17 protein-coding genes are annotated in these 24,600 nt (G+C 47.8%); 10 read left to right on the top strand and 7 right to left on the bottom strand.

The window, feature by feature from the left end; translation table 11 throughout:
• Nucleotides 1-192 precede the first annotated feature (192 nt).
• The 6 genes from LS482_RS16610 (at nt 193) to LS482_RS16635 (ending at nt 5,002) form a co-directional block, all read left to right on the top strand.
• Nucleotides 193-1,371 carry an AIR synthase related protein gene (locus LS482_RS16610; RefSeq protein WP_233028635.1) on the top strand — a complete coding sequence of 393 codons (1,179 nt, stop codon included), beginning with the start codon at nt 193-195 and terminating at the stop codon, nt 1,369-1,371.
• A gap of 46 nt (nt 1,372-1,417) precedes the next feature.
• Entirely contained in the window at nt 1,418-2,491 is a 1,074-nt protein-coding gene (gene prfA, locus LS482_RS16615; RefSeq protein ID WP_233028636.1) for a peptide chain release factor 1, read from the top strand.
• A gap of 129 nt (nt 2,492-2,620) precedes the next feature.
• The gene (locus LS482_RS16620) at nt 2,621-2,920 is read left to right on the top strand and encodes a nucleotidyltransferase family protein (protein WP_233028637.1); all 300 of its coding nucleotides are present in this window, start codon (nt 2,621-2,623) and stop codon (nt 2,918-2,920) included.
• A complete protein-coding gene (locus LS482_RS16625; protein WP_233028638.1) occupies nt 2,913-3,260 on the top strand; it encodes a HepT-like ribonuclease domain-containing protein in 348 nt (115 codons plus the stop codon). Before LS482_RS16620 ends, LS482_RS16625 begins: the two co-directional genes overlap by 8 nt.
• A gap of 16 nt (nt 3,261-3,276) precedes the next feature.
• Nucleotides 3,277-4,098 carry an orotidine-5'-phosphate decarboxylase gene (gene pyrF / locus LS482_RS16630; RefSeq protein ID WP_233028639.1) on the top strand — a complete coding sequence of 274 codons (822 nt, stop codon included), beginning with the start codon at nt 3,277-3,279 and terminating at the stop codon, nt 4,096-4,098.
• 106 nt (nt 4,099-4,204) lie between these two features.
• Nucleotides 4,205-5,002: an ABC transporter substrate-binding protein gene (locus LS482_RS16635; RefSeq protein WP_233028640.1), complete on the top strand. Its 798-nt coding sequence runs from the start codon at nt 4,205-4,207 to the stop codon at nt 5,000-5,002.
• 494 nt (nt 5,003-5,496) lie between these two features.
• On the opposite strand, the gene LS482_RS16640 is transcribed toward LS482_RS16635, so the two are convergent.
• The 4 genes from LS482_RS16640 to LS482_RS16655 all read right to left on the bottom strand — a co-directional run bounded on the left by LS482_RS16640 (nt 5,497) and on the right by LS482_RS16655 (nt 11,995).
• A complete protein-coding gene (locus tag LS482_RS16640) occupies nt 5,497-6,942 on the bottom strand; it encodes a TolC family protein (protein ID WP_233028641.1) in 1,446 nt (481 codons plus the stop codon).
• Nucleotides 6,935-10,177 (bottom strand): efflux RND transporter permease subunit, encoded by a 3,243-nt coding sequence (locus LS482_RS16645; RefSeq protein WP_233028642.1) that lies wholly within the window; start codon nt 10,175-10,177, stop codon nt 6,935-6,937. The genes LS482_RS16640 and LS482_RS16645 overlap by 8 nt, the downstream gene beginning before the upstream one ends.
• 154 nt (nt 10,178-10,331) lie before the next feature.
• Nucleotides 10,332-11,414, bottom strand: coding sequence for an efflux RND transporter periplasmic adaptor subunit (locus tag LS482_RS16650; RefSeq protein WP_233031848.1), 1,083 nt, complete (start codon nt 11,412-11,414; stop codon nt 10,332-10,334).
• 158 nt (nt 11,415-11,572) lie between these two features.
• Nucleotides 11,573-11,995 carry a hypothetical protein gene (locus tag LS482_RS16655; protein WP_233028643.1) on the bottom strand — a complete coding sequence of 141 codons (423 nt, stop codon included), beginning with the start codon at nt 11,993-11,995 and terminating at the stop codon, nt 11,573-11,575.
• Nucleotides 11,996-12,583: 588 nt separating this feature from the next.
• Between LS482_RS16655 and LS482_RS16660 the strand changes: the two genes are divergently transcribed.
• The 4 genes from LS482_RS16660 to LS482_RS16675 all read left to right on the top strand — a co-directional run bounded on the left by LS482_RS16660 (nt 12,584) and on the right by LS482_RS16675 (nt 21,669).
• Complete coding sequence (locus LS482_RS16660) at nt 12,584-12,979, top strand: hypothetical protein (protein ID WP_233028644.1); 396 nt, start codon at nt 12,584-12,586, stop codon at nt 12,977-12,979.
• 88 nt (nt 12,980-13,067) lie between these two features.
• Nucleotides 13,068-17,426, top strand: coding sequence for a CusA/CzcA family heavy metal efflux RND transporter (locus LS482_RS16665; protein WP_233028645.1), 4,359 nt, complete (start codon nt 13,068-13,070; stop codon nt 17,424-17,426).
• A 195-nt stretch (nt 17,427-17,621) separates the two neighbouring features.
• Nucleotides 17,622-18,881 (top strand): efflux RND transporter periplasmic adaptor subunit, encoded by a 1,260-nt coding sequence (locus tag LS482_RS16670; protein WP_233028646.1) that lies wholly within the window; start codon nt 17,622-17,624, stop codon nt 18,879-18,881.
• A 115-nt stretch (nt 18,882-18,996) separates the two neighbouring features.
• Nucleotides 18,997-21,669 (top strand): alpha-L-rhamnosidase, encoded by a 2,673-nt coding sequence (locus LS482_RS16675; protein WP_233028647.1) that lies wholly within the window; start codon nt 18,997-18,999, stop codon nt 21,667-21,669.
• An 88-nt stretch (nt 21,670-21,757) separates the two neighbouring features.
• On the opposite strand, the gene LS482_RS16680 is transcribed toward LS482_RS16675, so the two are convergent.
• The 3 genes from LS482_RS16680 to LS482_RS16690 form a co-directional block, all read right to left on the bottom strand.
• Entirely contained in the window at nt 21,758-23,068 is a 1,311-nt protein-coding gene (locus LS482_RS16680; protein WP_233028648.1) for a spondin domain-containing protein, read from the bottom strand.
• 531 nt (nt 23,069-23,599) lie between these two features.
• A complete protein-coding gene (locus tag LS482_RS16685; protein ID WP_233028649.1) occupies nt 23,600-23,833 on the bottom strand; it encodes a hypothetical protein in 234 nt (77 codons plus the stop codon).
• Nucleotides 23,834-23,911: 78 nt separating this feature from the next.
• Nucleotides 23,912-24,580 carry a class I SAM-dependent methyltransferase gene (locus LS482_RS16690; RefSeq protein WP_233028650.1) on the bottom strand — a complete coding sequence of 223 codons (669 nt, stop codon included), beginning with the start codon at nt 24,578-24,580 and terminating at the stop codon, nt 23,912-23,914.
• Between the last annotated feature and the right edge of the window lie 20 nt (nt 24,581-24,600).

Consider the following 24,600-nt stretch of genomic DNA (forward strand, 5'->3'; position numbering starts at 1 on the left):
TACACGGAGATACCCATCGTTGTTTTTAGAGTGATTTGTGTATCCGTGGCAAAACCGGCTTTTAGTCTGCCGGAAATCTATGGGTTTCTGATCCGGAGTAGTTTGGTTTGACGTTCCGGGGAACAAATCCGGAGCCAAAATCGGCAATCTTCATCCCGAAATTATGTATTTTTGCGGCAAACGACATTAATTATGAGTGCTTCGGTAAGCAAGAGATATGCCCAGAGAGGGGTTTCGGCCTCCAAGGAAGATGTGCACAATGCCATAAAAAACATAGATAAGGGACTTTTCCCGAAAGCCTTTTGCAAAATAGTGCCCGATCACCTCACTGCTGATGAGGCCAGCTGTCTCGTCATGCATGCCGATGGTGCGGGGACCAAGTCGTCCCTGGCGTATATGTACTGGAAGGAAACCGGAGATCTGTCGGTCTGGAAAGGTATTGCACAGGATGCCCTTATCATGAATATAGACGACCTGTTGTGTGTAGGTGCTACGGACAATATTTTATTGTCTTCCACCATAGGGAGAAACAAAAACCGGGTTCCCGGGGAAGTGATCTCCGCGATCATCAACGGTACCGAAGAACTGGTCTCCGAACTGGGAAAATTCGGCGTAGCGATTCATTCCACCGGCGGGGAAACCGCAGATGTGGGCGACCTGGTACGTACCATTATCGTGGATTCTACAGTTACCGCCAGGATGAAGCGAAAGGATGTTATAGACAATGCGAATATCAGGGCCGGGGATGTTATTGTAGGACTGGCTTCCTTCGGGAAGGCCACCTACGAAAAAGAATACAACGGCGGGATGGGAAGTAACGGACTTACGTCGGCAAGGCATGACGTGTTTGCCAAATACCTTGCCGAAAAATACCCGGAAAGCTACGATCCGTCCGTTCCCGGAGATCTTGTGTATTCGGGTGGTGTGAAACTTACTGACCCGGTGGAAGGCTCACCCCTTGATGCGGGCAAACTGGTGCTGTCGCCCACAAGGACGTATGCCCCCGTAATAAAAAAAGTGCTGGAAAAATATACGGCAGAAGATATACACGGCATGGTACATTGCAGTGGCGGGGCACAGACCAAGATACTCCATTTTATAGACGATCTTCACGTTGTCAAGGACAGCCTTTTTGAAGTATCGCCGCTGTTTAAGCTGATACAACAACAGTCGGGAACAGACTGGAAGGAAATGTACCAGGTGTTCAACTGCGGACACCGTATGGAACTGTATGTGGATGAAAAGATTGCCGAAGATATTATTGCGATTTCAAAATCATTTGATGTTGATGCAAAGGTTGTGGGCCGGGTGGAAGCGTCAGATCGCAAAAAACTTACCATACGAAGTGAATTCGGGGAGTTCGAATATTAATCTGACAAAAATATTGTAATTTTGCAAATCGAATGAACCACAGTATATGTTAGACCGATTAAACGTAGTAAAACAACGATTTGATGAGGTATCGGACCTTATCATTCAGCCCGATATCATTGCGGACCAGAAGCGGTATGTGCAGTTGAACAAGGAATACAAGGACCTGAGGGCCATTGTTGAAAAACGCGAGGAATACAAGACCGTATTGGACAATATCGCTGAGGCCGAAGAGATCATTGCAGACGGGACCGATGCGGAAATGGTGGAGATGGCCAGGATGCAACTGGAAGAGGCCAGGGAAAAACTCCCTGCGATGGAGGAAGAAATAAAATACCTTCTCATCCCAAAAGACCCGGAAGACACCAAGAATGCCATGATGGAGATCCGTGCAGGTACCGGAGGGGACGAAGCTTCCATTTTTGCGGGTGATCTGTACCGGATGTACACCAAATTTTGCGAAGGCAGGGGATGGAAAGTGAATGTGGTGGATTTTAACGAGGGGACTTCCGGCGGGTTCAAGGAAATTATTTTTGAAGTCAATGGCGAAGAGGTATACGGTACCCTGAAATTTGAAGCCGGGGTGCATCGTGTACAGCGTGTACCGCAAACCGAAACCCAGGGCAGGGTGCACACCTCTGCGGCAACCGTAATGGTACTTCCCGAAGCCGAAGAGTTTGATGTGGAACTGGACATGAGCGATGTAAAGATTATCCGGACCACCTCTACCGGGCCCGGCGGACAATCGGTAAACACCACCTATTCCGCTATCCAGTTACAACACCTCCCTACGGGCATTGAAGTGCGGTGCCAGGACGAAAAATCACAGCACAAGAACCTGGAAAAGGCCATTAAGGTGCTCCGTTCCCGTTTGTATGAAAGGGAACTTGTCAAAAAACAGGAAGAAGACGCGGCCAAAAGGAAAAGTATGGTGTCCAGCGGAGACCGCAGTGCCAAGATACGGACGTACAACTATCCCCAGGGCAGGGTAACCGACCACAGGATAGGGCTCACACTTTACGACCTGCAAAATATCATAAACGGAGATATCGAAAAGATCAGTGAGGAACTGAAACTTGCGGAAAATACCGAAAAGCTGAAAGCAAGCGAAGTGTTTTGATAAAAAACTTTTTGTGAGATAAACCCAACAAAAATGCCGCACCGGACTCCTGTCGAAGTGCGGCATTTTAATAAGCAGCCGGCATGTGCCACAGAATATTCGTTAATGATTTTTTCGTTAAATTTGAATATGAAACTGATTGAAAATCATATTGAGAACTTGAAAAAGCTTTGCAATAAATATCACGTAGATAAAATGTATCTTTTTGGCTCTGCACTCACATCCGATTTTAATTCCAATAGCGATATTGATTTTTTGGTGAGATTTAAACCGATCGACTTGATCAATTATTTTGAAAATTATATGGCTTTCAAGGAAAATCTGAAAAAATTGCTAGGGCGGGAAATTGATCTGGTGGAAGAACAAACCTTAAAAAACCCTATACTGATCAATTCAATTAATAAAAATAAAGAATTGATTTATGGATGAAAGAATTCTTAAATGGCTGTACGACATAAAACTGGCTATCGAAGAAATTGAGGGCTATTTTGAAAATCGGGAAAAAGATTTTTTTCAATATCGGGAAAATTTAATGCTGAAAAGGGCCATTGAACGTGATTTAGAGATTATTGGGGAAGCAATGAACAGGATTCTGAAAAGAGATCGTTCATTGGAAAATCAGATTTCCAATGCAAAAGCAATTATAGGATTGCGAAATCAGGTGATACACGCTTATGATAACCTTTCCGATGAAAATATCTGGTCTGTTTTGATAAACCATCTTCCGGAACTTAAAAGAGAAGTTGATCGCCTGATTCTTCAAAACTAACAATATTGCAATAATAATGACAACACAAAAATTACTGGACCAGATACGTCGGAAAAAATCTTTTCTCTGTGTAGGGCTGGATGTGGACCTGCAAAAAATACCCGGGCATTTACTGGAAGAAGAAGACCCGATATTTGCCTTCAACAAGGCGATCATTGATGCTACCCACCACGCAGCCGTGGCCTACAAACCCAATATTGCTTTTTACGAAGCCTGTGGCGTAAAAGGCTGGAAGGCCCTTCGGAAAACCATCGATTACCTGAATGAGAATTACCCGGATGTGTTTACCATAGCCGATGCCAAAAGGGGAGATATAGGCAATACCTCGGCCATGTATGCCAAGGCATTTTTCGAAGATCTGGGCTTCGATTCTGTTACGGTGGCCCCCTATATGGGAAAGGATTCCGTAGAACCTTTTTTGTCTTTTGAGGATAAACACACCATCCTGCTGGCCCTCACCTCCAATGAAGGCGCTTTTGATTTCCAGACCAGGGATTCCGATGGCAGGGAGTTGTATAAACGTGTGCTGGAAACTTCCCGGCAATGGGAAAACAGTAAAAACCTGATGTATGTGGCCGGGGCGACGAAGGCGGAATACCTGACGGATATCCGTAAGATCATACCGGACAGTTTTCTGCTTGTGCCCGGTATAGGCGCACAGGGGGGAAGCCTGGAAGATGTCTGTAAATACGGAATGACCAAAGATGTAGGCCTGCTGGTCAATTCGGCGAGGGCGATCATATATGCATCAAGGGGAAAGGACTTTGCCGAAGCCGCAAAATCCGAAGCGGAGAAAATACAGCATCAGATGGCCGCTGTCATGGACACCGCTATGTAAAGATATACGGTCGGGCACCTCTGCCGGAAGATGCTGCCATTTCTTTTGTGATACATAAGAAATAGTGTACTATAGACCACAGCTTTTTAATTAAAACGGATGCTTATTGACCTGTAAGGACCAAATACAACGGGAACTGGTATTGAAAGAAACACCGCGACGTATCATATCACTGGTGCCCTCCCAGACCGAATTGTTGTACGACCTCGGACTGGAAGACAAGGTGGTGGGCATTACGAAGTTTTGCGTTCATCCGTATCATTTTAAATCCCTCAAAACTATTGTGGGAGGGACTAAAAAGGTGAAAACGGAGCGGATAAAGGCGTTATCCCCAGACATTATTCTGTGCAATAAAGAAGAAAACACCCGGGAAATGGTGGAGGAACTGGAAGAAATAGCTCCGGTGCATGTTTCTGATGTTTATACTATAGGTGATTCCCTTGAGTTGATCAGGCAATACGGGGAAATCCTTTCCTGTCGGACAGAAGCTTCCGGGATCGTACATAAAATACAATTCCGATTAACCGATTTTCAGAAATACATTCACGATAAACCCGAGCTAAAGGTCGCCTATTTCATCTGGCGAAACCCCTGGATGGTGGCCGGGAAACACACCTTTATAGATCACCTGCTGACATTGAACCGCTTCCGGAATATCTACGCAGATAAGGAACGCTACCCGGAGGTGGAACTGAAAAAAATACGCATGGATGGTGATCCCGACCTGGTGTTCCTGTCTTCGGAACCCTATCCGTTCAAGGACGAACATGCCTTTGAGGTGGGGCGGTTTACTCACCGTGCCAAAACGGTTTTTGTTGACGGGGAAATGTTCAGTTGGTACGGCTCCCGCCTGGCAAAGGCTTTTGACTATTTTAAACAGTTGCGGGACAGGCTTGAAAATTAATAAGGATTAATTCCGAAAGTTGTGGGCAAGGTTTGGTTTTGGATATGAGATTTAAGACGACGTAGGACTTAAAATAGTTGTAGGCCGAAATAGAAACAGGGTTTAAAGCTATGGCGTTTTGGGTGGATTGTAAGATGTTGCGGGAAGTTATTCATTCGGACATGCTTAAACCTGAAACTGGATCAGGGACAAAGGCTGTGGGGGTTTTTCGCTTGTTGCCGGTTTCCTATTTTGGTTTTACCATGGATACACGAATGTTTTTTGGTTGAATGTTGTATGTGAAGCTGATACATCGTAAACCCGGGATCGTTTCCGGTTTCCTGTCTTCCCTCATTTGCAAAAAACTAAACCTCTCCGAACTGTAAGTCCGGAGGTGAGGAAGTGGCAATGAAATTGCTTTTTAGTTACTTAGTTATTGGGTTATTGTGTGTTGACTAAATAACCGGGTAACCCAATAACTAAGTACCTACAATTACTGAACAAAAACTACCCGTTTAATTCCATCCGCCGCCCAGTGCCCGGTACATGTTCACCATGGCATTCATCTGCTGCATTTTGGTTTCAACGAGCTCAAACCTCGATTCCAGGGCATCCCGCTGGGTCAGCAATACTTCCATATAATCGGCCCGGGCCGATTTGAAAAGGATGTTGGAAATAGCGATGGATGCGGTAAGCGCATCTACTTCCTTCGATTTGAGGGTGTAGCTTTTTTCGAGGTTACCGATCTTAGACAACTGATTGGCCACTTCAATATAGGCATTCAGAATGGTCCGCTCATAATTGTAGACTGCCTGTATCTGCTTTGCATTGGCATTGTAATACGCAGCCTTTATGGCATTCCTGTTGATCAATGGTGCCGTCAGGTCCCCGGTGAGGGAATAGAGCAGCGATTCGGGCGTGTTCAGCAGGTATTTCGGGTTAAATGCCCGGTAGCCTATATTGGCGGAAATTCCCAGGGAAGGGTAAAAACGGGCTTTGGCCACCTTGATGTCCAGTTTGGCCGCAGCCAGTTCCAGTTCGGCCTGTTTCACGTCCGGACGGTTTTCCAGCAGTTGTGACGGCAGACCCGAATGGATGTCGTCGGGGATCAGGTTGTCGAAAGCATCCGGATCTCTGCGGACATGCTGCGGATACCGGCCTACCAGGAAGTTGATCCTGTTCTCCGTTTCCGTGATCTTCTGCCGGATATCGTACTGAAGGCTCCTGGTGTGGAGTACCTCTGCCTCGAATTTACGCACAGCCAGTTCGTTGACGCGGGCGGCTTCTTTCTGTATCCTCACAATTTTCAGGGCATTGGTCTGGATGGCAATATTCTGTTTAACGATATCCAGCTGATTGTCCAGTGCCAGCAATTCGTAATAGGAATTGGCAATTTCGGCGATCAGGTTGGTAACCACAAAGTTTTTGCCTTCAACAGTAGATAAATACCGGCTTATGGCTGCTTTTTTGGCATTGTGCAGTTTCCCCCAGATATCTACCTCCCACGAAGCATAGGCGCCCACCAGGTAGTCCTGCAGGGGCTCGGGCATTTCCTCCCCGGGCCTGATGTCGGTAGTGGCTTCACTGGCCCCCCGGCTGGTGTACCGGGCTTTTTTGTCAACCCCAGCGGCACCTTTCAGACCAATAAACGGCAGGTATTCGCCTTTTCTCGCCCTTACTTCGTTCCTGGCGATCTCCAGTTCCTGTAACGTGATATTGAGCTCCTGGTTGTTTTTCAGCGCCGTATCAATCAGGGTGTCGAGGTACGGATCGGTAAAATAGTCCTGCCATTTTATCCGGGCCGAATTTAAACTGTCTTTTGGTTGATCTGCATACTGAACCGGAACCGCCGTATCTTCCTGTACGGTTTCTAAAGCGGGAACACAGGAATACAGTGTGGCCAATGCAAAAATCCCAACCAAAGATGTTTTACCATAGTGTGTTATATTGTTTTTATTCATCGTCTGATCTTTTCATTAATTTTTTCAAAAGCGTATTCATCTTGCGAATTCTGGCTTGCAATTTGCTTTCTCCTTCACTTATTCTCATAAACTCTTCAGAAACGGGCTCGGTGTCTTCATCCCTGATAAGTGCCTTTCCGTCTGACATTTTTGCAAAAACATAGTATAATCCCGGGATCACCAATACCCCCAGTACGGTTCCGATAAACATTCCTCCCAGGGCAGAACCGCCTATGGTCCTGTTTCCTATGGCTCCGGCCCCCGTAGCAACAACCAGCGGAATTAATCCGGCAATAAATGCAAATGAAGTCATAAGAATAGGCCTGAACCTCGCTTTGGCCCCTTCAATAGCAGCATCTGAAATGGAGGCCCCGTTTCTCCGTTTCTGAACGGCAAATTCCACGATCAATACGGCATTTTTACCTAAAAGCCCCGCCAGCATAATAACACCGATCTGTGCGTAGACATCGTTGGCCAGCCCCATCATCTTCAATAAGAGGAAAGAACCAAAAATACCTACGGGCAACGAAAGGATAACGGCCATGGGCAGCATAAAGCTTTCGTATTGGGCGGCAAGTACGAGGTATACAAAAATGAGCACAACTGCAAAGATGTATATGGATTCATTGCCACGGGAGGCTTCGTCATAAGACAGCCCTTCCCAGGCGATATCATATCCTCTTGGCAGCGTTTGCTTTGCGACCTCCTTTATGGCGTTAATGGCATCTCCGGAAGTATATCCGGGAGCGGGGAGCCCCCTGATGGATGCGGAATTGTACAGGTTATACCGGGTGATCTCATTAGGCCCCAGTTTCTTTTCCATGGTCATAAAAGCGGAATACGGTACCATTTCGCCTTCCTCGTTCTTCACATAGAGTTTTTCCAGGTCGGAAGGCATTCCCCTGTACTCCGGGGCAGCTTGTGTATAGACTTTAAAGAACCTGCCGTATTTGATAAATCCCTGTTCATACGTACTACCGATCAGAATATTCAGGTTTTCCATGGCTTTCCCGATAGAAACCCCTTTCTGCATGGCCGCTTTGTTATTGATCTTTAACTCGTACTGCGGATAATTTGCGGCAAAAAAGGTAAACAACCCGGTGATTTCCTTACGCTCTCTCAGGGCGTTCATAAAGTTGTCATTGACTTTTTCAAACGCCTTATAATCCGTATCGTTCGTTTTATCGAGTAAACGCATGGAGAAGCCTCCTGACGACCCGAAACCGGGAACGGCCGGCGGTTCGAAGTATTCTATAATAGCCCCGAGATCTTTGGTCTCTTCCTCCAGTTCTTCCATGATCTCATGAACGCCGTGTTCGCGTTCCGACCAGGGTTTCAGGTTAATAAGGCATGTCCCCGCATTAGAACCCCGTCCTTCGGTCATGATCTCATATCCGGCCAGTGAAGACACCGATGCCACACCTTCTGTTTCTTCACAGATTTCCTGCAGTTTCCTGGCCACTTCATTGGTGCGTTCCAATGTAGCCCCGGGAGGGGTTTGTATGATGGCATAGATCATGCCCTGGTCTTCATTCGGAATGAATCCTGCCGGCAATACCCGGTTCGTTAAAAAGATACCGACACAAAAGGCGATTAACATACCGAAGGTAATGACCCTCCGGTTCACGATAACCTTTAGAAGACTTATATATTTCCCTGTCAGTTTATCGAATTTCCGGTTAAACCAGTCTATAAACCGGTCAACGGGAGATTTTCTCCGGGCCTTTCCATGATTGTTTTTTAATAATATGGCACACAATACCGGGGTAAGCGTCAACGCTACGACTGCCGACAATATGATGGCCCCTGCCATGGTGATGGAGAACTGACGGTAAAACACCCCTACAGGTCCGGTCATAAATGAAATAGGGATGAATACCGATACCATAACCAGGGTAATGGCAACAATAGCCCCGCCTATCTCTCCCAATACGGCATAAGACGCTTTGTAGGGCGAAAGATTTTCTTCTTCCATCTTTACGTGTACGCCTTCTACCACCACAATGGCATTATCTACCACAATACCAATGGCCAGTACCAGCGCAAAAAGCGTGATCAGGTTTATGGAAAGCCCGAACATCTGCATAATAAAGAAGGTACCTATCAAAGATACCGGCACGGCTATAATGGGGATAAGTGTAGAACGCCAGTCTCCCAAAAACAGGAACACCACAATGGCCACAAGAATAAAGGCATCTCTCAGCGTATGTAATACCTGTTCTATGGAGGCATCCAGGAAGTTCGATACATCATAACCGATCTCGTATTCCACCCCGGGCGGTAGTTCTTTTTTCAGCTCCTGTAATTTTGCCTTAACGGCTTTAATAACGTCGCTACCGTTACTCCCGAAGGTTTGTTTCAGTACGATAGAGGCTGCCGGGCTGCCGTCCAGGTTGGAATAAATATCGTAGAACTCGCTCCCCAGTTCAACATCGGCCACATCCCTGAGTTTTAATATTTCGCCGTCTTCCTTGGCCCGGATAATAATATCCTTATAGTCTTCAGGCTCATTATACCTTCCCTGATAGGTCAACACATATTCCAGTGACTGGGTTTTCTTGCCCGAACTTCTCCCCAGGCGTCCCGGCCGTGCAATAATGCTCTGTTCATCCATCGCTTCCAGGACCTCTTCGGCAGAGACTTTATAGGCTCTCATACGGTCGGGCTTCAGCCAGACCCTCATGGCATATTTCCGGCTACCGAGTATTTTTGCGCTGGCAATACCGTTTATACGCTGAATTTCCGGGACTATTTTGGTGTATGCATAGTTGTAAAGAAACTTCTCGTCGTTATTTTTTTCTTTACTGGATAAATTCACATACATAAGCATGCTGGGCTGTACGGGCTTGATAATAACACCTTCCCGCTGTACGAGCTCCGGGAGCAGGGGCATCACCTGGTCGACCCGGGTCTTGACACGAATTACAGCCTGGTTGGGATCGGTTCCCGGTTCGAAAATGATACGCAGGGTACCTTCACCCGCACTTGTGGCATCCGAAGCGATGTAACGCATGCCCTGAACACCGTTTATGGATGTTTCCAGAGGAATAAGCGTTGATTTTACCAATACATCTGCACTGGCTCCGGGGTATGCTATAAAAATATTGACTGTTGTCGGGGCTATCTGCGGAAATTGTGATATGGGTAACTGCTTTATGGCCAGTAAGCCCACAAAAACGATGACTACCGATAGGACAATGGCCAATACCGGTCTTTTTATAAATTTAGCAAACATTTTACGCTGTTTATAGGTTTGATTTGTAGATGACAGAAAATTATCTGCTATAATTTAGGACGTAAGACATATGATATAAGAAGTTAAAATACTGTAAGATATAGTCTTACGTGCTAATTCATAAAGCCTTAAGTCTAAAACCGACAGATTTGAATTACTCGGCATACATATCCAGGTTTGCTATTACCGCCTCCGGTTTTTCAACCTTATAAGCGATCTTTTCACCATCTTTCACCATCCGGATGCCTTCGAGTACTATCTTGTCGTTTACAGACAGGCCTTCATCCACAATAAATAAATGTGGTAATTCTCCCTTAACGGAAATCTCCTTTTGTTTAACATGCCCACTATCATCTACAACAAAAACAAATTTTTTACTCAGGATCTCAAAGGTTGCTTTTTGCGGTATGATCAATGCATCCTTAAAAGGGACTTTCATGAGAATACTTCCGGTTTCGCCATGTCTCAGAAGTCCGTTAGGATTGGGAAAAGTGGCACGGAAAGGGATATTTCCGGTTTCGTTGTCAAAATCGGCTTCTATGGTCTCTACCACTCCCGGTTGTTCAAAAATCCGGTTGTTGGCCATAAGGAGGTTCACAGCCGTTGAGTCCTTTTTTTCGGCCTGCGACATATAATCCAGGTATTCCGATTCGGTAACATTGTAATACACCCACATTTTACTGTTGTCAGCCATTTCGGTCAGCAGTTCGCCCTCTTCGAGATAGCTGCCCTGCCTTACGTGAAAGCGGTCGATGATACCGTCAAACGGTGCCCTGATCTCCGTGAATTGCAGGTGCACCTGTGACAGTGCCATCTCGGCTTTGGCCTTGTCTAAGCGGGCCCTGGCCATGGCCAGTTCGTTCGGGGCCACAACATCGCTGTCGGCAAGCTTTTTGGTATTATTGTATTCGATCTCGGCAAAATCGGCTTCGGCCTTCGCCTTTTGCAGTTCGGCCCTGTAGAGTTTAGGCATAATACGGAACAGTAACTGTCCCTTTTTTACAAACTGGCCCTCGTCCACATAAATGTCCTGCAGGTAACCTCTTTCCTGGGCCCGGAGTTCAATGTGGCGGATAGAATGTATCTGGGCCACGTATTCCCTGGTGATTAAAGTATCTTTCTTTAACGGACTGGTGACCAGATATTCCGTTTCTGCTTCTTTTTCCTTTTTTTTGGATGCACAACCGGTGTGAAACAATAAGGCACACAGGCCTGCAAGCATGACAATTCTCTTTATCATAACTTTATTTTAAAAAAATGGTTTGGTGGATGATTTTTAAATGTGCAGTACGGCAGGTATACCCGCGAAGCGCGTTGCTACGGGCACTATACTACACTTCGTACTAAAAAAACTATGGAAAGCATGACCTGTTGAAAAAGGCCCTGGTTACCGGATCATAACCGGAAAACCCGGAACCTGATGTACAGTGGGCGAAAAACTGAAAAACGGAAAAAATGCCCGGAGGTAAACGGGCCGGATTTAATATAACGGAAGAAATGCCCGAGGCCCAGGGCATAAAAAAGAGCAGTAAGGGTATTACTGCTCTTCAGGTATTTTTTTACAGGAACAGGTTCGTACTCCTCTTCAATATTCTTTTCCTCTGTTCTGTGTTTTCGTCTCTCTGAACCCGATGAACCGGAGCGGAGGTCAAAAGCCCTGTCGTTTTGAGGAGCATCAAAAACGACCGGTTGCTGATTGTTGATATTTTGTGTGAGGAAATAGTCTGTATGTTCCCGGAAGGCATGGTCGTCCTGTTGACCATATCCGCTCAACAGGAAGATGCACAGCGATATAAAAAGATTGAATAGCAATTTCATCTCGGGCACCAAAACTACTAAAAGCCAATCATACAGGCAAGGGATGGATCGTTAAATAAAAGTAAACATAACAAATGATAATTTTGACAATATATTTTTGAATTTATTTCATTTTTGATGTCGGTTTTGAAAATTTTTTATCATCCGCGGAGGCGGAATAAGTAATAACAACATCTTTTAAAAAGTGATTTTTGTTCGAAATGCTACGGGTAGATATGTACGCTCCGGGCGGCATGAAACATCATTTATTGGTCTCGGTTTAGGGGGGCAAACCCTGCTCCAGATCCCGATAGATACCGGGATAATCGGGATTATTGCAGCACTTTAGTAGTGCGAAAAAATTATAATCCGGGTTATTGAGTTATTGTGTGTTGACTAAATAACTCAATAACTCAATCCACCTAATAACTTGGTGATTTTATTGCTTTCTAAAAAGGGGGGCTTTTAGTCCCCGGTAAAGAAAACCGCTGCACCTTTCAGTGCAGCGTGGTTTAGTTATTGTTAAGGAAGCCGAAAAGAAAACATTAGTTCCGGAATTCTGAGCTGTTACATACAGGACTATTAAAAAATAGTATATTTGTTGATGTTGTGCATACGTTTGTATCCATATCGCTTATATTTCTTTCCCTGATCCGGGGAATGGCCCCCGGTATGGATCTGTGTTGCGAATTGCAGAACCTGCCCGGTCTGATACATACCTATCAGGAAAACCGGGAACCCGGAGGTGGATTCTCCGGGGATTTTCCGCAAAATAAATGTGCTCATGACCATGAGCCATCCGGGGAACATCACGGGGATTCCCGGACGGAAGACTTCCCCGTTCAGGGAAATAATCCCTGTTGCAACAGTTTTATATTTGTTCCCGTAGAGGTACCGCTTCCCCCGGAGGCCCCCGGTTTTATCTCCGGTCCCCGATACGGTATTTACCGCTTTACATTTTCTTCCACCTACTTAGACACGCCTTTCCAGCCGCCCAGGCTTTGATCCATTTTGTATTGAGGATGTAGTATCCTTGTGTACTGGTCAACCGAACCAGATAACCTGTATTGTAAAATGGATTAAACTTAACTGAATGTTTGATAGAATTATTGGCTTTTCCATTAAGAACAAGCTTATTATAGGGCTGTTTGTCCTGGCCCTGGTGTGCTGGGGACTATTTTCCCTGCGGCAGATCCCCCTGGATGCCGTACCGGATATTACCAACAACCAGGTACAGGTCATTACACAGGCTCCCGACCTGGCCACGCAGGAAGTGGAACAGTTCATCACATATCCCCTGGAAGTATCCATGTCCTTTATTCCCGATATTACGGAGATCCGGTCCATTTCGCGTTTCGGACTGTCTGTGATCACCGTGGTGTTTGAAGAGGACGTAGACCCGTACCTGGCCCGGCAACTGGTCAATGAACAGATCAGGGAAGCGGAAAAAAATATCCCGGAAGATTACGGAAGCCCGGGGCTGGCCCCGATGGTAACCGGGCTGAGTGAAATATACCAGTACACCCTGGTAGTAGAGGAGGAGTTTAAGGATGATTACGACCTGACCACACTGCGTACCATCCAGGACTGGATCGTAAAGCGGCAGTTGGCGGGTGTTTCCGGGGTAGCCGAAGTAAGCAGTTTCGGCGGCTATTTAAAACAGTATGAAGTTGCGGTAAACCCGGAACAGTTAAGGGCTTACCAGCTTACACTGCCCGAAGTCTATACCGCCATAGCCAAAAACAACCACAACACCGGAGGTTCCTATATTGAAAAGACGAACACCACCTATTTTATTCGCGGCGAGGGGATGGTGAACTCCCTGGAAGAGATCGGGCAGATAGTGATAAAAAATACGGGGGGAACTCCTGTTCTGGTACGCGATATTGCCCGGGTACGAATAGGCCATGCCCCGCGTTTCGGCGCCCTGACCAGGAACGGAAAGGGAGAAACGGTAGGCGGACTGGTATTGATGCTTAAAGGTGAAAACTCATACCAGGTGACCCGGGCCGTAAAAGAACGGATGGAACAAATTCGGAAGTCCCTGCCCGAAGGCATCCATGTTGATGCTTTTCTGGACCGGTCGGAGTTAATAGACAGGACCATACATACGGTAACCAAAAACCTGGTGGAAGGGGGGCTGATCGTTATATTCATCCTGGTGCTGTTACTGGGTAATTTCAGGGCCGGACTGGTCGTGGCTTCGGTGATACCGCTGTCCATGTTGTTTGCCCTGGGAATGATGAACTTCTTTGGGGTCTCCGCCAATCTTATGAGCCTGGGGGCCATAGATTTCGGTCTTATCGTGGACGGGGCGGTGATCATAGTGGAGGCCATAGTGCATCGTATTCATACCAATTTTAACCGTCAGAACCTCAGCCAGGCACAAATGGACGAGCAGGTGGGGATTGCAGCAGGCAAGATCCGGAAGTCGGCAGCCTTCGGTGAGATCATTATCCTTATCGTATACCTGCCTATACTGGCCCTGGTGGGTATCGAGGGAAAAATGTTTACCCCTATGGCACAAACCGTAAGTTTTGCTATCCTGGGTGCCTTTATCTTATCGCTCACTTATGTTCCGATGATGTCCGCCCTGGTCCTGAAGAAAAAAATAGAGACCAGAAGGACCATTTCCGAAAAAATAATGGATTTTTTCCACCGTTTGTACGAGCCGGTGATCGGTTTTGCCATGAAAACCAGGAAAGCGGTGATCGTGTTTACCCTGTTGTTATTCGCGCTGAGCGTTTATATTTTTTCCGGTCTGGGCGGTGAGTTTGTCCCTACCCTCGAGGAAGGGGATATTGCCTCGCACCAGATACTTCCCACGGGGACTTCCCTGAAACGGATGATAGAAGTCTCAGCAAAAGTACAAACGGCCTTAATGCGGGAATTCCCTGAAGTCAAGGAAGTGGTCAATAAAATAGGCACCTCCGAGATTCCCACCGACCCCATGCCGCCGGAACTGGCGGATATCATCATCGTGATGAAACCCAGGAAAGAGTGGGTGAGTGCGTCGAGCCGCGAAGAAATGTACGAAAAAATGGAAGCCGTCATTCATTCCATACCCGGAGTAGGCACAGAATTTACACAACCCATCCAGATGCGTTTTAACGAACTCATCACCGGGGTACGACAGGACATTGCGGTAAAGATATACGGAGAAGACCTGGACCTGCTTTTTGAAAAAGCCAATCAGGCCAATGCCCTTTTGGAACAGGTAGAAGGTGTTGGCGGTACCGTTGTGGAACAGACCAGCGGGTTGCCGCAAATACAGGTGAATTACAAACGAAACAAAATCGCCCAGTACGGCCTCAATGTGGAAGATATCAACCTGGCTGTCCATACCGCTTTTGCCGGGGGAAAGGCCGGGGTGGTCTTTGAAGGGGAACGGCGTTTCGACCTGGTGGTCCGTTTTCAGGAAAATTTCCGGCGCGATATTGAAAATGTCCGGGATATGTACATCCCGTTACCTTCGGGAGGACAGGTGCCTTTGCGGGAAGTTGCGGAAATCGGTTTTGAAGAAGCCCCGGCACAGATCTCACGGGACAATGCCAAACGCAGGATCGTTATCGGGGTAAATACGAGAAACCGCGATACGGAGAGCGTAGTGGACGACATACGGGAGGTCCTGGACGAACAGCTCAATCTGCCTCCCGGCTATTACATCACTTACGGGGGACAGTTTGAAAATCTCGTCAAGGCCAGGCAACGGCTTTCCTTTGCAGTACCGGCAGCGCTGTTACTGATCCTGATACTCCTGTTTTTTACCTTCGGTTCCGTTAAACAGGCATTGTTGATATTTACGGCGGTACCCATGTCGGCCATAGGCGGTGTTTTTGCCCTCTGGATCAGGGGAATGCCTTTCAGTATATCTGCCGGAATAGGTTTTATTGCACTTTTCGGCGTAGCGGTGCTCAACGGTATAGTGCTTATCGGGGAATTTAACCGGCTCAGGGAAGAAGGATCGGCACTGGAAGAACGCATCTTTAAAGGAGTACGGGTAAGGTTGCGCCCCGTTATTATGACGGCATCGGTGGCTTCCCTCGGGTTTTTGCCCATGGCCCTTTCCACTTCGGCAGGAGCGGAAGTACAGCGCCCCCTGGCCACGGTGGTGATCGGGGGACTGGTAACGGCAACCCTGCTGACACTGATCGTTCTGCCCTTGTTGTATTACGATCTCGAAAAAGGGATAAAATGGAAGTTCCGGCCCGGCAAGGTATCATTATTGGTGGTAGCGGCATTGATACTCGGTGTAACAAATGCACACGCCCAGCAGGACACCACAAAAGCCATACAGGGACTTACATTGGAAAAGGCCATTACGCTGGGACTGAAAAATCATCCTCTGGCCGCACAGGCGGATTTGGAGATAGAACAACAGGAAGCCCTGCAGAAAACCGCTTTTGATTTTGGCAATACCCAGCTCTATTACCAACGGGAGGAAACAAATGGAGCGGATATTGAAGGGGTCCGTTCCCTGGGAATTCAGCAAAATATTGATTTTCCGCTTACCTATATCCGGAGGTCACAGTACCGGCGGGCCCGGACCGATCTGAGCCTGGCGCACAGGGAACTTTCGAATAACGACCTGGTAGCCCGTATAAGCGAAGCGTATAATTCCTGGCTTTTTGCAGGAAGCAGGCTGGAACTCATAAAAGAACTGGACAGTATTTTTTCCGATTTCAGGGCTTCTGCACGTCTGCGTTTTGACACCGGGGCCACGGGCCGCCTGGAACTGGTTTCGGCCACCGGCAGGGCACGCGAGGTGGAAGTGATGCGGGAGCAGGCACAGGCCGATTATCAGAATGTGACAAAAAACCTGCAATCGTGGATAAACGTCCGTACCCCGGTGGTAAGCCAGGATACCGGTCTTTATAAATTTGACCAGGTGGTTGCCGCAGACACTTCCGGTTTATCTCAAACCCCTTTGCTGCAATACTACCGGCAGAAAGAAAGGGTTTCGAAAGCCGCCCTGAAACTGGAACGTTCCAGGTTTTTGCCCCGGTTGAACCTTGGCTACAGCGATCAGACCGTGAACGGGCAGGAAGGTTTTTACATGTTCAGGGCCGGGATCAATATTCCCCTGTTGTTTTTTGCCCAGAAAGGCCGGGTACAGGCAGCGAATATACAGCAGTCCATTGCCGAAAAGGAAGCAGAAGAACAAAGGCTCGGTCTGCGCCGGCAGTGGAGCAAGGCAGTGGCCGAATGGCAGAAAGCAACGGCATCGGTAAGTTATTATGAAGAAGAAGGCCTTCAGATGGCCGGCGAACAGATACGGACCGCCGTACTGGGGTATAAGGCCGGGGAGGTCGATTATATTGCCTTTATTCAAAACCTGAACCAGGCCATAACCGTAAAAGAGGCCTACCTGAAAAGCCTGAAGGCCTATAATGAAGCTGTTATCGAACTGAACCGGCTTTCAGGCGCGCTTATAAATAACAGTAACAAATAAATAGATCGTTAGCTTGTAGCCTTAATGATGAATCACGAATACTGAATACCCAAAGATGAAGTTTTAAGTGTTCATACATCAGACAGTTTCTCAAACTTTATGGTACTTCGGCATTCTGTGTTCAACATTCGGTGAGGTCCCCGGGCACAGCCGAAGGGTCCGACATTTATAAATTGCAAAACAATAAAAAACAACATGAAACAGCTACAATATATTTCAATAGTACTGGGCATACTCCTCCTTTTGGCCCGGTGCGGGGAACCGCAAAAAAAATCTGCGGAAGGAGAACACGGACATCACGAAGAAGAGCACGGTGGTGAAAGTGCAGACCGGGTGGAGCTCACCGATGTCCAGCTGGCATCGATCGACCTGGAATACGGGACGTTCACATCACTCAATGTTTCCGGGTTTGTAAAAGCGAACGGCATACTCGACCTGCCACCGCAAAATATTGTGGCCATAACGACTCCCATGAACGGTATGGTAAAAAAGGCCAATTTCCTGGTAGGGGATTTTGTTAAAAAAGGAACAGTACTCGCCGTACTGGAGCATATGGATTATGTGAAGATGCAGGAAGAATACCTCGGTGTGCTGAATAACCTGGACTACCTGGAAGCCGAATACACCCGGCAGAAAACGCTCGATTCCGCGAGGGTCACTTCCAGGAAACAGTTTCAGAAAACCGCGTCCCTCTACCGCAGTGCCCGGGCCAAAAAACAGGCACTTGAAAAACAGCTCCGGTATATCGGGCTTTCTCCGGAACGTGTGGCGGCGGGGCATATTTCTTCTACCATCGCCCTGCGGGCACCCATCAGCGGTTATATCACCAGGATCGCGGTACATAACGGGGAACTGGCAAGATCGGAACAGGAGATCTACGAGCTGGTGGACAACAGCCATATGCATATTGAACTGGATGTCTTTGAACAGGACATCCGCAAGGTAAAAACAGGGCAGTCCATACAGTTTGTGGTTCCCGGTATCGGGGATGGAAGTTATCAGGGTGAAGTCTATCTCACCGGGAAATCCTTCGATATGGACAACAAGACCGTAAAGGTACATGGTCATATTGAAGGGGAACACCCGGATTTTATACGCGGCTTATATCTCGAAGCAAGGATTTACACCGGGAAGAAAGAGATCCGTGCACTACCGGAAGATGCCCTTGTCGAAGAAGGGGGAAAGACATTTGTGTTTGTCAAAAACGGGGGAGCGGTACAGGAGCAAGAAGAACTTCATACACATACGGATGACGAAGCGCAAGAAACACCACATGGCGATAAGCACGGAACCGCATTTACCAGGGTACAGGTAGTCCCCGGGATCAGGGACCAGGGATTTGTTGAAATAAAGGAAATACGGGAACTGCCCGGAAACGCGGAGATCGTGTTAAAAGGGGCGTATTACCTTTATTCCGAAATGAAAAAGGGAGAAGGCGGGCATCATCATCATTAAATGTGTAATACGCTATTGAAAAAACACCTATATTTAGGGGGAGCCTTACATACAAACTGCCATCAGAACCGAAGTAAGTGCAGAACAGGATAACTACTAAAACCCCCGGTATTATATGAAAATCATATTTCTGACAGCCTGCCTATGGTTTATTTCCGGAATTTCCCATGCACAGGAAGGAGAATTACGCCTGGAAAAACTACAAACCGAACATTTGCCGGAACCCCTGGGAACAGATGCTCCGCATCCCCGGTTGAGCTGGAGGGTCGCTTCGGAAGACACAGAAGTATACCAGGAATCCTTTCGCATTTATGTGGCTGCCGATTCGATGGCGATTGTAAACCGCGACGGGAAGCTCTGGGAAACCTTTCGGCAGGGCGGTGATATATTGGTGATCTATGACGGCAAACCCTTACGGCCGTTCACAAAATATTACTGGGGCGTGGAAATATCGGATAACAAGGGCAGGAAAAGCGCGCTGGCAATTTCTCACTTTGAAACCGGAATGATGCAAGCAGGTAACTGGGAAGGTAGCTGGATCACCGATGTTGAAGATACCGATTTAAAACCCGCGCCGTTTTTCAGGAAGGAAATACGACCTAAAAGGAATGTGGTCAGGGCCAGGGCGTATATTGCAGCCGCCGGGTTGTACGAATTATACCTTGACGGCGAAAAGGCCGGAGATCATCGTCTCGACCCCGTGTATACCCGATTTGACAAACGGAACCTCTATGTAACGTATGACGTAACCGAAAACTTCCGGAAGAAAAGAACAGCCGTCGGTGTTTTACTGGGCAATGGCTGGTACAACCATCAGTCAACAGCAGTGTGGAATTTTCACGAAGCGGGATGGAGGGCCCGTCCGGGGTTCTGCCTGAATATCCGGTTAACTTATGACGACGGTACCACCGAAGTATTTGCCACGGACAAAAGCTGGAAAACCTCTTTGAGCCCTGTGGTGTTCAACAGTATTTATACGGCAGAACACTACAATGCACTCCTGGAACAGCCCGGATGGGATACCGCGGGTTTTGACGACAGCTCATGGAACCCGGCCATTGAAGTTAAGGCCCCTTCCGATTCGATTGTGGCACAGGCCATGCCACCTATCCGCAATGTGGAACAGATTGTCCCTGAGCAAATAAGAAAAATCAGTAACAAAAGATATATTTTTGACCTGGGCCGGAATATATCCGGAGTCACCAAACTAAAGGTCAGCGGAAAAAAGGGGACCAGGATTCGGGTAACACATGCGGAACAACTGGATAGTCTGGGCAACCCGGACCTGTCAAATATCAATGTCCACTATCGCCCGAAAGATACCCTGGACCCTTTCCAGGTGGATATTTATACGTTAAGCGGAAAGGGAGAGGAGACCTTTATGCCGAAATTCAATTACAAAGGTTTTCAGTATGTTGAAGTAAAAAGCGATAAACCCGTTGCACTGACAAAACAAAGCATTACGGGAGAATTTATGCACAGCGATGTAAAGCCCGCCGGAAGTATTCACACTTCCAACGAGATCATAAACAAAATCTGGAAAGCCACAAATGCTTCTTATTTGTCCAATCTTTTCGGTTACCCTACCGATTGCCCGCAACGGGAAAAAAACGGGTGGACGGGTGATGCGCATATCAATATTGAAACCGGGCTGTATAATTTTGATGCCATTACCGTTTATGAAAAGTGGATGGCAGACCATCGGGACGAACAACAGCCGAACGGCGTTTTACCGTCCATCATCCCCACATGGGGAGGCTGGGGCTACGACTGGGGCAACGGCCCGGACTGGACGAGTACCATTGCCATTATACCCTGGGAAATATACCGGTTTTACGGTGATGATAAAGTGCTGAGGGACATGTATGAACCCATGAAGAAATACGTGGATCATATTACATCCGTCAGTGATGGCAACGGACTGACGGATTGGGGGCTGGGAGACTGGGTCCCGGTAAAGTCCGAAACCCCTGAGGAACTTACTTCGTCGATCTATTATTATGTGGATGCTACTATTCTGGCCAGGGCAGCCGGGCTTTTCGGCAGGGAGAAGGACCGTGAAAAATATACCGGATTGGCCCGGAACATCAAAAATGCCATCAACAAAAAATACCTGGACCCGGAAACCGGTATTTACGGGAACGGTTATCAAACCGAATTAAGTGCGCCGTTGTACTGGGGCGTTGTTCCGGACTCGCTGAAACAAAAAGTGGCAGACCGTCTTGCCGCCGAAGTAAAAAGAGCGGATAACCATATCGATGTGGGATTATTGGGCACCAAAACCATACTGGGAGCTTTAAGCCGGAACGGGTATGCCGGTTTAGCCTATCAGGTGGCTTCTCAGGATACCTATCCTTCCTGGGGATGGTGGATTAAAAACGGGGCGACTACCCTGTATGAAAACTGGGATTTGAATGCAGGTTCGGACATTTCGAAAAATCATATCATGTTTGGTGCTGTAGGAGCCTGGCTGTACAAAGGTCTTGGCGGTATCCTGCCCGATGAGCGTGCCCCCGGGTTTAAAAATATTATACTGAAACCTCATTTTGTAAAAGGACTTTCACAGTTTGAAGCCAGGCATGAAGGCCCGTACGGTGAAATCGTTTCCGGGTGGAAAACCGAGGGGGACCATATACGCTATCACGTAGTGATCCCTGCCAATAGTACTGCCGAACTTCATCCGGGCGAAGGGTATTACATATATAACAACAATAAAAAAGACCGGGAGCGGAGCGGGGTGTTAAGGCTTTCTTCGGGAAGCCATGAATTTCTTATCAAAACCGATTGAACCGGCGTAATGCTCTGAAAGAAAAGGCCCTGGCGGACGTTGTCGGCAGCACTGCATCTGTCCGGGGGCCTTTACTTGTAAGAAATAGTTAGTCCAGCCTCACTTTTACGATCTGGTCCGGTGAGGGAAGTGTATTGAAACTGTTCGGGTTGGGCACTTCCTGTATGGGGTTGTCTTCAGGAATTACGGTGCCGCCCAGGTTGATCTGTGTCATTCCCGCTCCCGGGAACTGGTTGACAGCGGTACCATCGTCATACAACCGGATCTTTGAAGAGACATCGCCCCGCTCATCGGCGGAGATGCCGTTATCACCGAGGGCAAAGAACCAGTCGTTGGAGAAGCCGTACATGGTGGCAATGGCGATGTGGTCCCCTTCGTTCAATAACAGTTCCCGGCTCACTTTTCCGCCGGCTGCGCCATTTATTGAAGGCAGCAGTACGGTATTTTGCGGATCGGGCAGAATATAGGTGGCCTCGATCCCGGGTGTCCCGGTCAGCGCTTCGGCCAGTTTCTCTGCATTGCCTGTCTGGGCCAGTTCGGTCAGTCCTTCGTTCCGGTCCGTTTCACCGGTTTTAAAGACGGGGTTTTCAATGCCGTTGTACACCACGACGAGAATGGGAGACAGCGGGGTAAAGATGCCCGTCTCGGCGCTTACATCCGCTGCGATGGCAGAAATGTCTCCCGCTTCCGCAAGTTCGGTAAGACCGCTATAAGTGCTTTCCCCTTCGCTGAAGAGGGGCGCGGGATTTAAAATATTTCCTCCGGCTATATATGAAATTGCCCATACGCCGGGGCTTACCGGGGTTTCGTTTGCCGTACCCCCCGAAGTGTTCTCCAGTGTCAGGGTAAAATAGGAATCCCCGTCATAAGTCAGGGTGGCCCGAACCAGTTCCGGTGCGGGCAGATAGGTGTTCCCCTGGTCATCCGTCCCGTTAACTTCGCGGATAACGCCGGATTCCGCTTCCCCGGGATGTTGTACGTCTGCCCCGGGGGGCTGGTTGACCCTGGAACCGTTGTCCCACAGCTTCAACGCCCCGGAAACATCGCCTTCAACCGGGTTCCCGCCGGCATCGTACAATGTGATCCCCGGGTTTTCCGGCGCAAAAAACAAATCGTTGCTCCATCCGTACATGGCGGCAAAAGATACGGCCTGCCCTCTTGCTGCGGAAAATGAAAACGAAACGGATTCGCCGGGCAGGATAACAGGGGCCCCTGCACCATCCCCCTCAAAACTTCCCGATTGAACCAGTGTTCTGCTATCGAGTACATTTTCTACGGTAAGCGTGGCCGTTGTGGGCATGGGGTCGCCGGAAGTATCATCGTCATCGCTGCAGGAATATACAATGACACCGATGAGTGTGAACATAGACAGCTTAAACAAATTTCTGAATTGTGACATTTTTTTCGTTTTTGTTTTAGTGATGATTAAAATTAGTGAGGCCCTTTGAAATAAAATGTCGGCTACCTGACATTACAGGCGCTTTTTAACAGTGAGGTGCTTTATCCCCGGCCGGCTTACGGATTTTATGTATTATAAGGAGATTCACAAAGGTCCTACAGAGGTTCACAAAGAGTCCTGCAGAAGTAATAGGACGTGAATAATGGATAAGAAAAAGCTCCCTTTTTCATCCCGATGGTTATCAGGAGAAGAGAAGTGTCCCGCTTGCGGGACGGGGAGTTTGACCAGGCCCAAATCCCGGGCATATTTCTAATTTTTTGTATTTTTCCAATGGCTTGGGCTTTCAAACCCTCCGACCAGACTGAAGTCTGCCCATCTCCCTTCTCCCGATAACCATCGGGATCAAGGGAGGAGCTTGTTTGACATCCCAAGCAAGGGTTGTAATTTTGAAACGCTTTGATTCATTGAATTTTTTTAATTGGAAGTACCCGGGGCAGGACCGTACCCGTTTACAAGGAGGGAAGGAGGGTATTACTCCACATATAAGGTGCAGTCGACACACAGGGCGTTGAGAATTTTTACGATCTCCCGAATGTTAATAGTATGGCCTTCCACCCGGAGGATCCTGTCACGGTCTTCGAGGTCAAAATTGATACGCAGCCGGGGAAACCTCCGCGACAGGGTGAGAATGCAGCTATCCGCAACCGTCGGGTCGGTAACATCCGTTTTAAATATTTCCACGGTGGTTTGCAAGGTTTCTTTCATGATCGGTTTTTTTATCGGGTAGGACTGAAGCGTCTTGAATTTCCTTTCCGGTAAACACGGCGTATTCCGGCAGGATGTTTAGCGGGAACCGGTTTTTTCGGCCTGTACAATACAATAGTCGCGAGAAATGTGTTTTTCCAGGTGGCTTTTTACGGTCTCACGGCCCTGATAGGATATCCTTACGCTAAACCCGGCACTTTCCAGCAGCGCGGTGAGTTCCGTACAGGAATACAACCGGAAATTTTCGCGGACAAAGGGAAGTTTTTCCATGGAATTCCCGGCCACGATAGCTATACACAGCCTGCCATTCTTTGCAAGTACCCTGCCTATTTCCCCGAGTTGTTGTTGCGGGTTTTTCCAGAAATAGAGGGTGTTAACGGTAAACACCCGGTCAAAAGAGGCGGCGGGGAAAGGGAGTTGTGTTCCGTCGGTCTTCCGGAAAACAATGCTGTTTTCTTCCATCAGGGAAGTGTTGAGCGCAATGGCCCGGTGGACCATAAGTTCTGATATGTCCGCACCCGTATAGGATATCAGGGGGTGTTGCTTGAATAGTTCATTGAGGTGCCGTGCATTGCCGAAACCTATTTCCAGGATATGGTCGCAGGGCTGTATGTCCAGCAGTTCCACGGTTTCCCGTATGAGGTTCCTGTTGGTGTTGAACATATTGTCGGCGATTTGCAGTCCCCGTGTTCCCGAAGGGCATTCCAGCTGGCCGGCCAGTTCGGTATGGTCTGTTATTTTTTGCATTATGTAATTTAGATTTGTTC

Source organism: Sinomicrobium kalidii (assembly GCF_021183825.1).
In the GTDB taxonomy this organism is placed as follows: Bacteria; Bacteroidota; Bacteroidia; order Flavobacteriales; family Flavobacteriaceae; genus Sinomicrobium; species Sinomicrobium kalidii.

Excerpts from the sequence above, each read along its gene's own strand:
- LS482_RS16665 (WP_233028645.1), top strand. The coding sequence starts at position 13,068 with ATGTTTGATAGAATTATTGGCTTTTCCATTAAGAACAAGCTTATTATA.
- LS482_RS16685 (WP_233028649.1), bottom strand. The coding sequence starts at position 23,833 with ATGAAAGAAACCTTGCAAACCACCGTGGAAATATTTAAAACGGATGTT.
- pyrF (WP_233028639.1), top strand. The coding sequence starts at position 3,277 with ATGACAACACAAAAATTACTGGACCAGATACGTCGGAAAAAATCTTTT.
- LS482_RS16620 (WP_233028637.1), top strand. The coding sequence starts at position 2,621 with ATGAAACTGATTGAAAATCATATTGAGAACTTGAAAAAGCTTTGCAAT.
- LS482_RS16645 (WP_233028642.1), bottom strand. The coding sequence starts at position 10,177 with ATGTTTGCTAAATTTATAAAAAGACCGGTATTGGCCATTGTCCTATCG.
- LS482_RS16640 (WP_233028641.1), bottom strand. The coding sequence starts at position 6,942 with ATGAATAAAAACAATATAACACACTATGGTAAAACATCTTTGGTTGGG.
- prfA (WP_233028636.1), top strand. The coding sequence starts at position 1,418 with ATGTTAGACCGATTAAACGTAGTAAAACAACGATTTGATGAGGTATCG.
- LS482_RS16625 (WP_233028638.1), top strand. The coding sequence starts at position 2,913 with ATGGATGAAAGAATTCTTAAATGGCTGTACGACATAAAACTGGCTATC.
- LS482_RS16675 (WP_233028647.1), top strand. The coding sequence starts at position 18,997 with ATGAAAATCATATTTCTGACAGCCTGCCTATGGTTTATTTCCGGAATT.
- LS482_RS16670 (WP_233028646.1), top strand. The coding sequence starts at position 17,622 with ATGAAACAGCTACAATATATTTCAATAGTACTGGGCATACTCCTCCTT.
- LS482_RS16610 (WP_233028635.1), top strand. The coding sequence starts at position 193 with ATGAGTGCTTCGGTAAGCAAGAGATATGCCCAGAGAGGGGTTTCGGCC.
- LS482_RS16690 (WP_233028650.1), bottom strand. The coding sequence starts at position 24,580 with ATGCAAAAAATAACAGACCATACCGAACTGGCCGGCCAGCTGGAATGC.
- LS482_RS16655 (WP_233028643.1), bottom strand. The coding sequence starts at position 11,995 with ATGAAATTGCTATTCAATCTTTTTATATCGCTGTGCATCTTCCTGTTG.
- LS482_RS16680 (WP_233028648.1), bottom strand. The coding sequence starts at position 23,068 with ATGTCACAATTCAGAAATTTGTTTAAGCTGTCTATGTTCACACTCATC.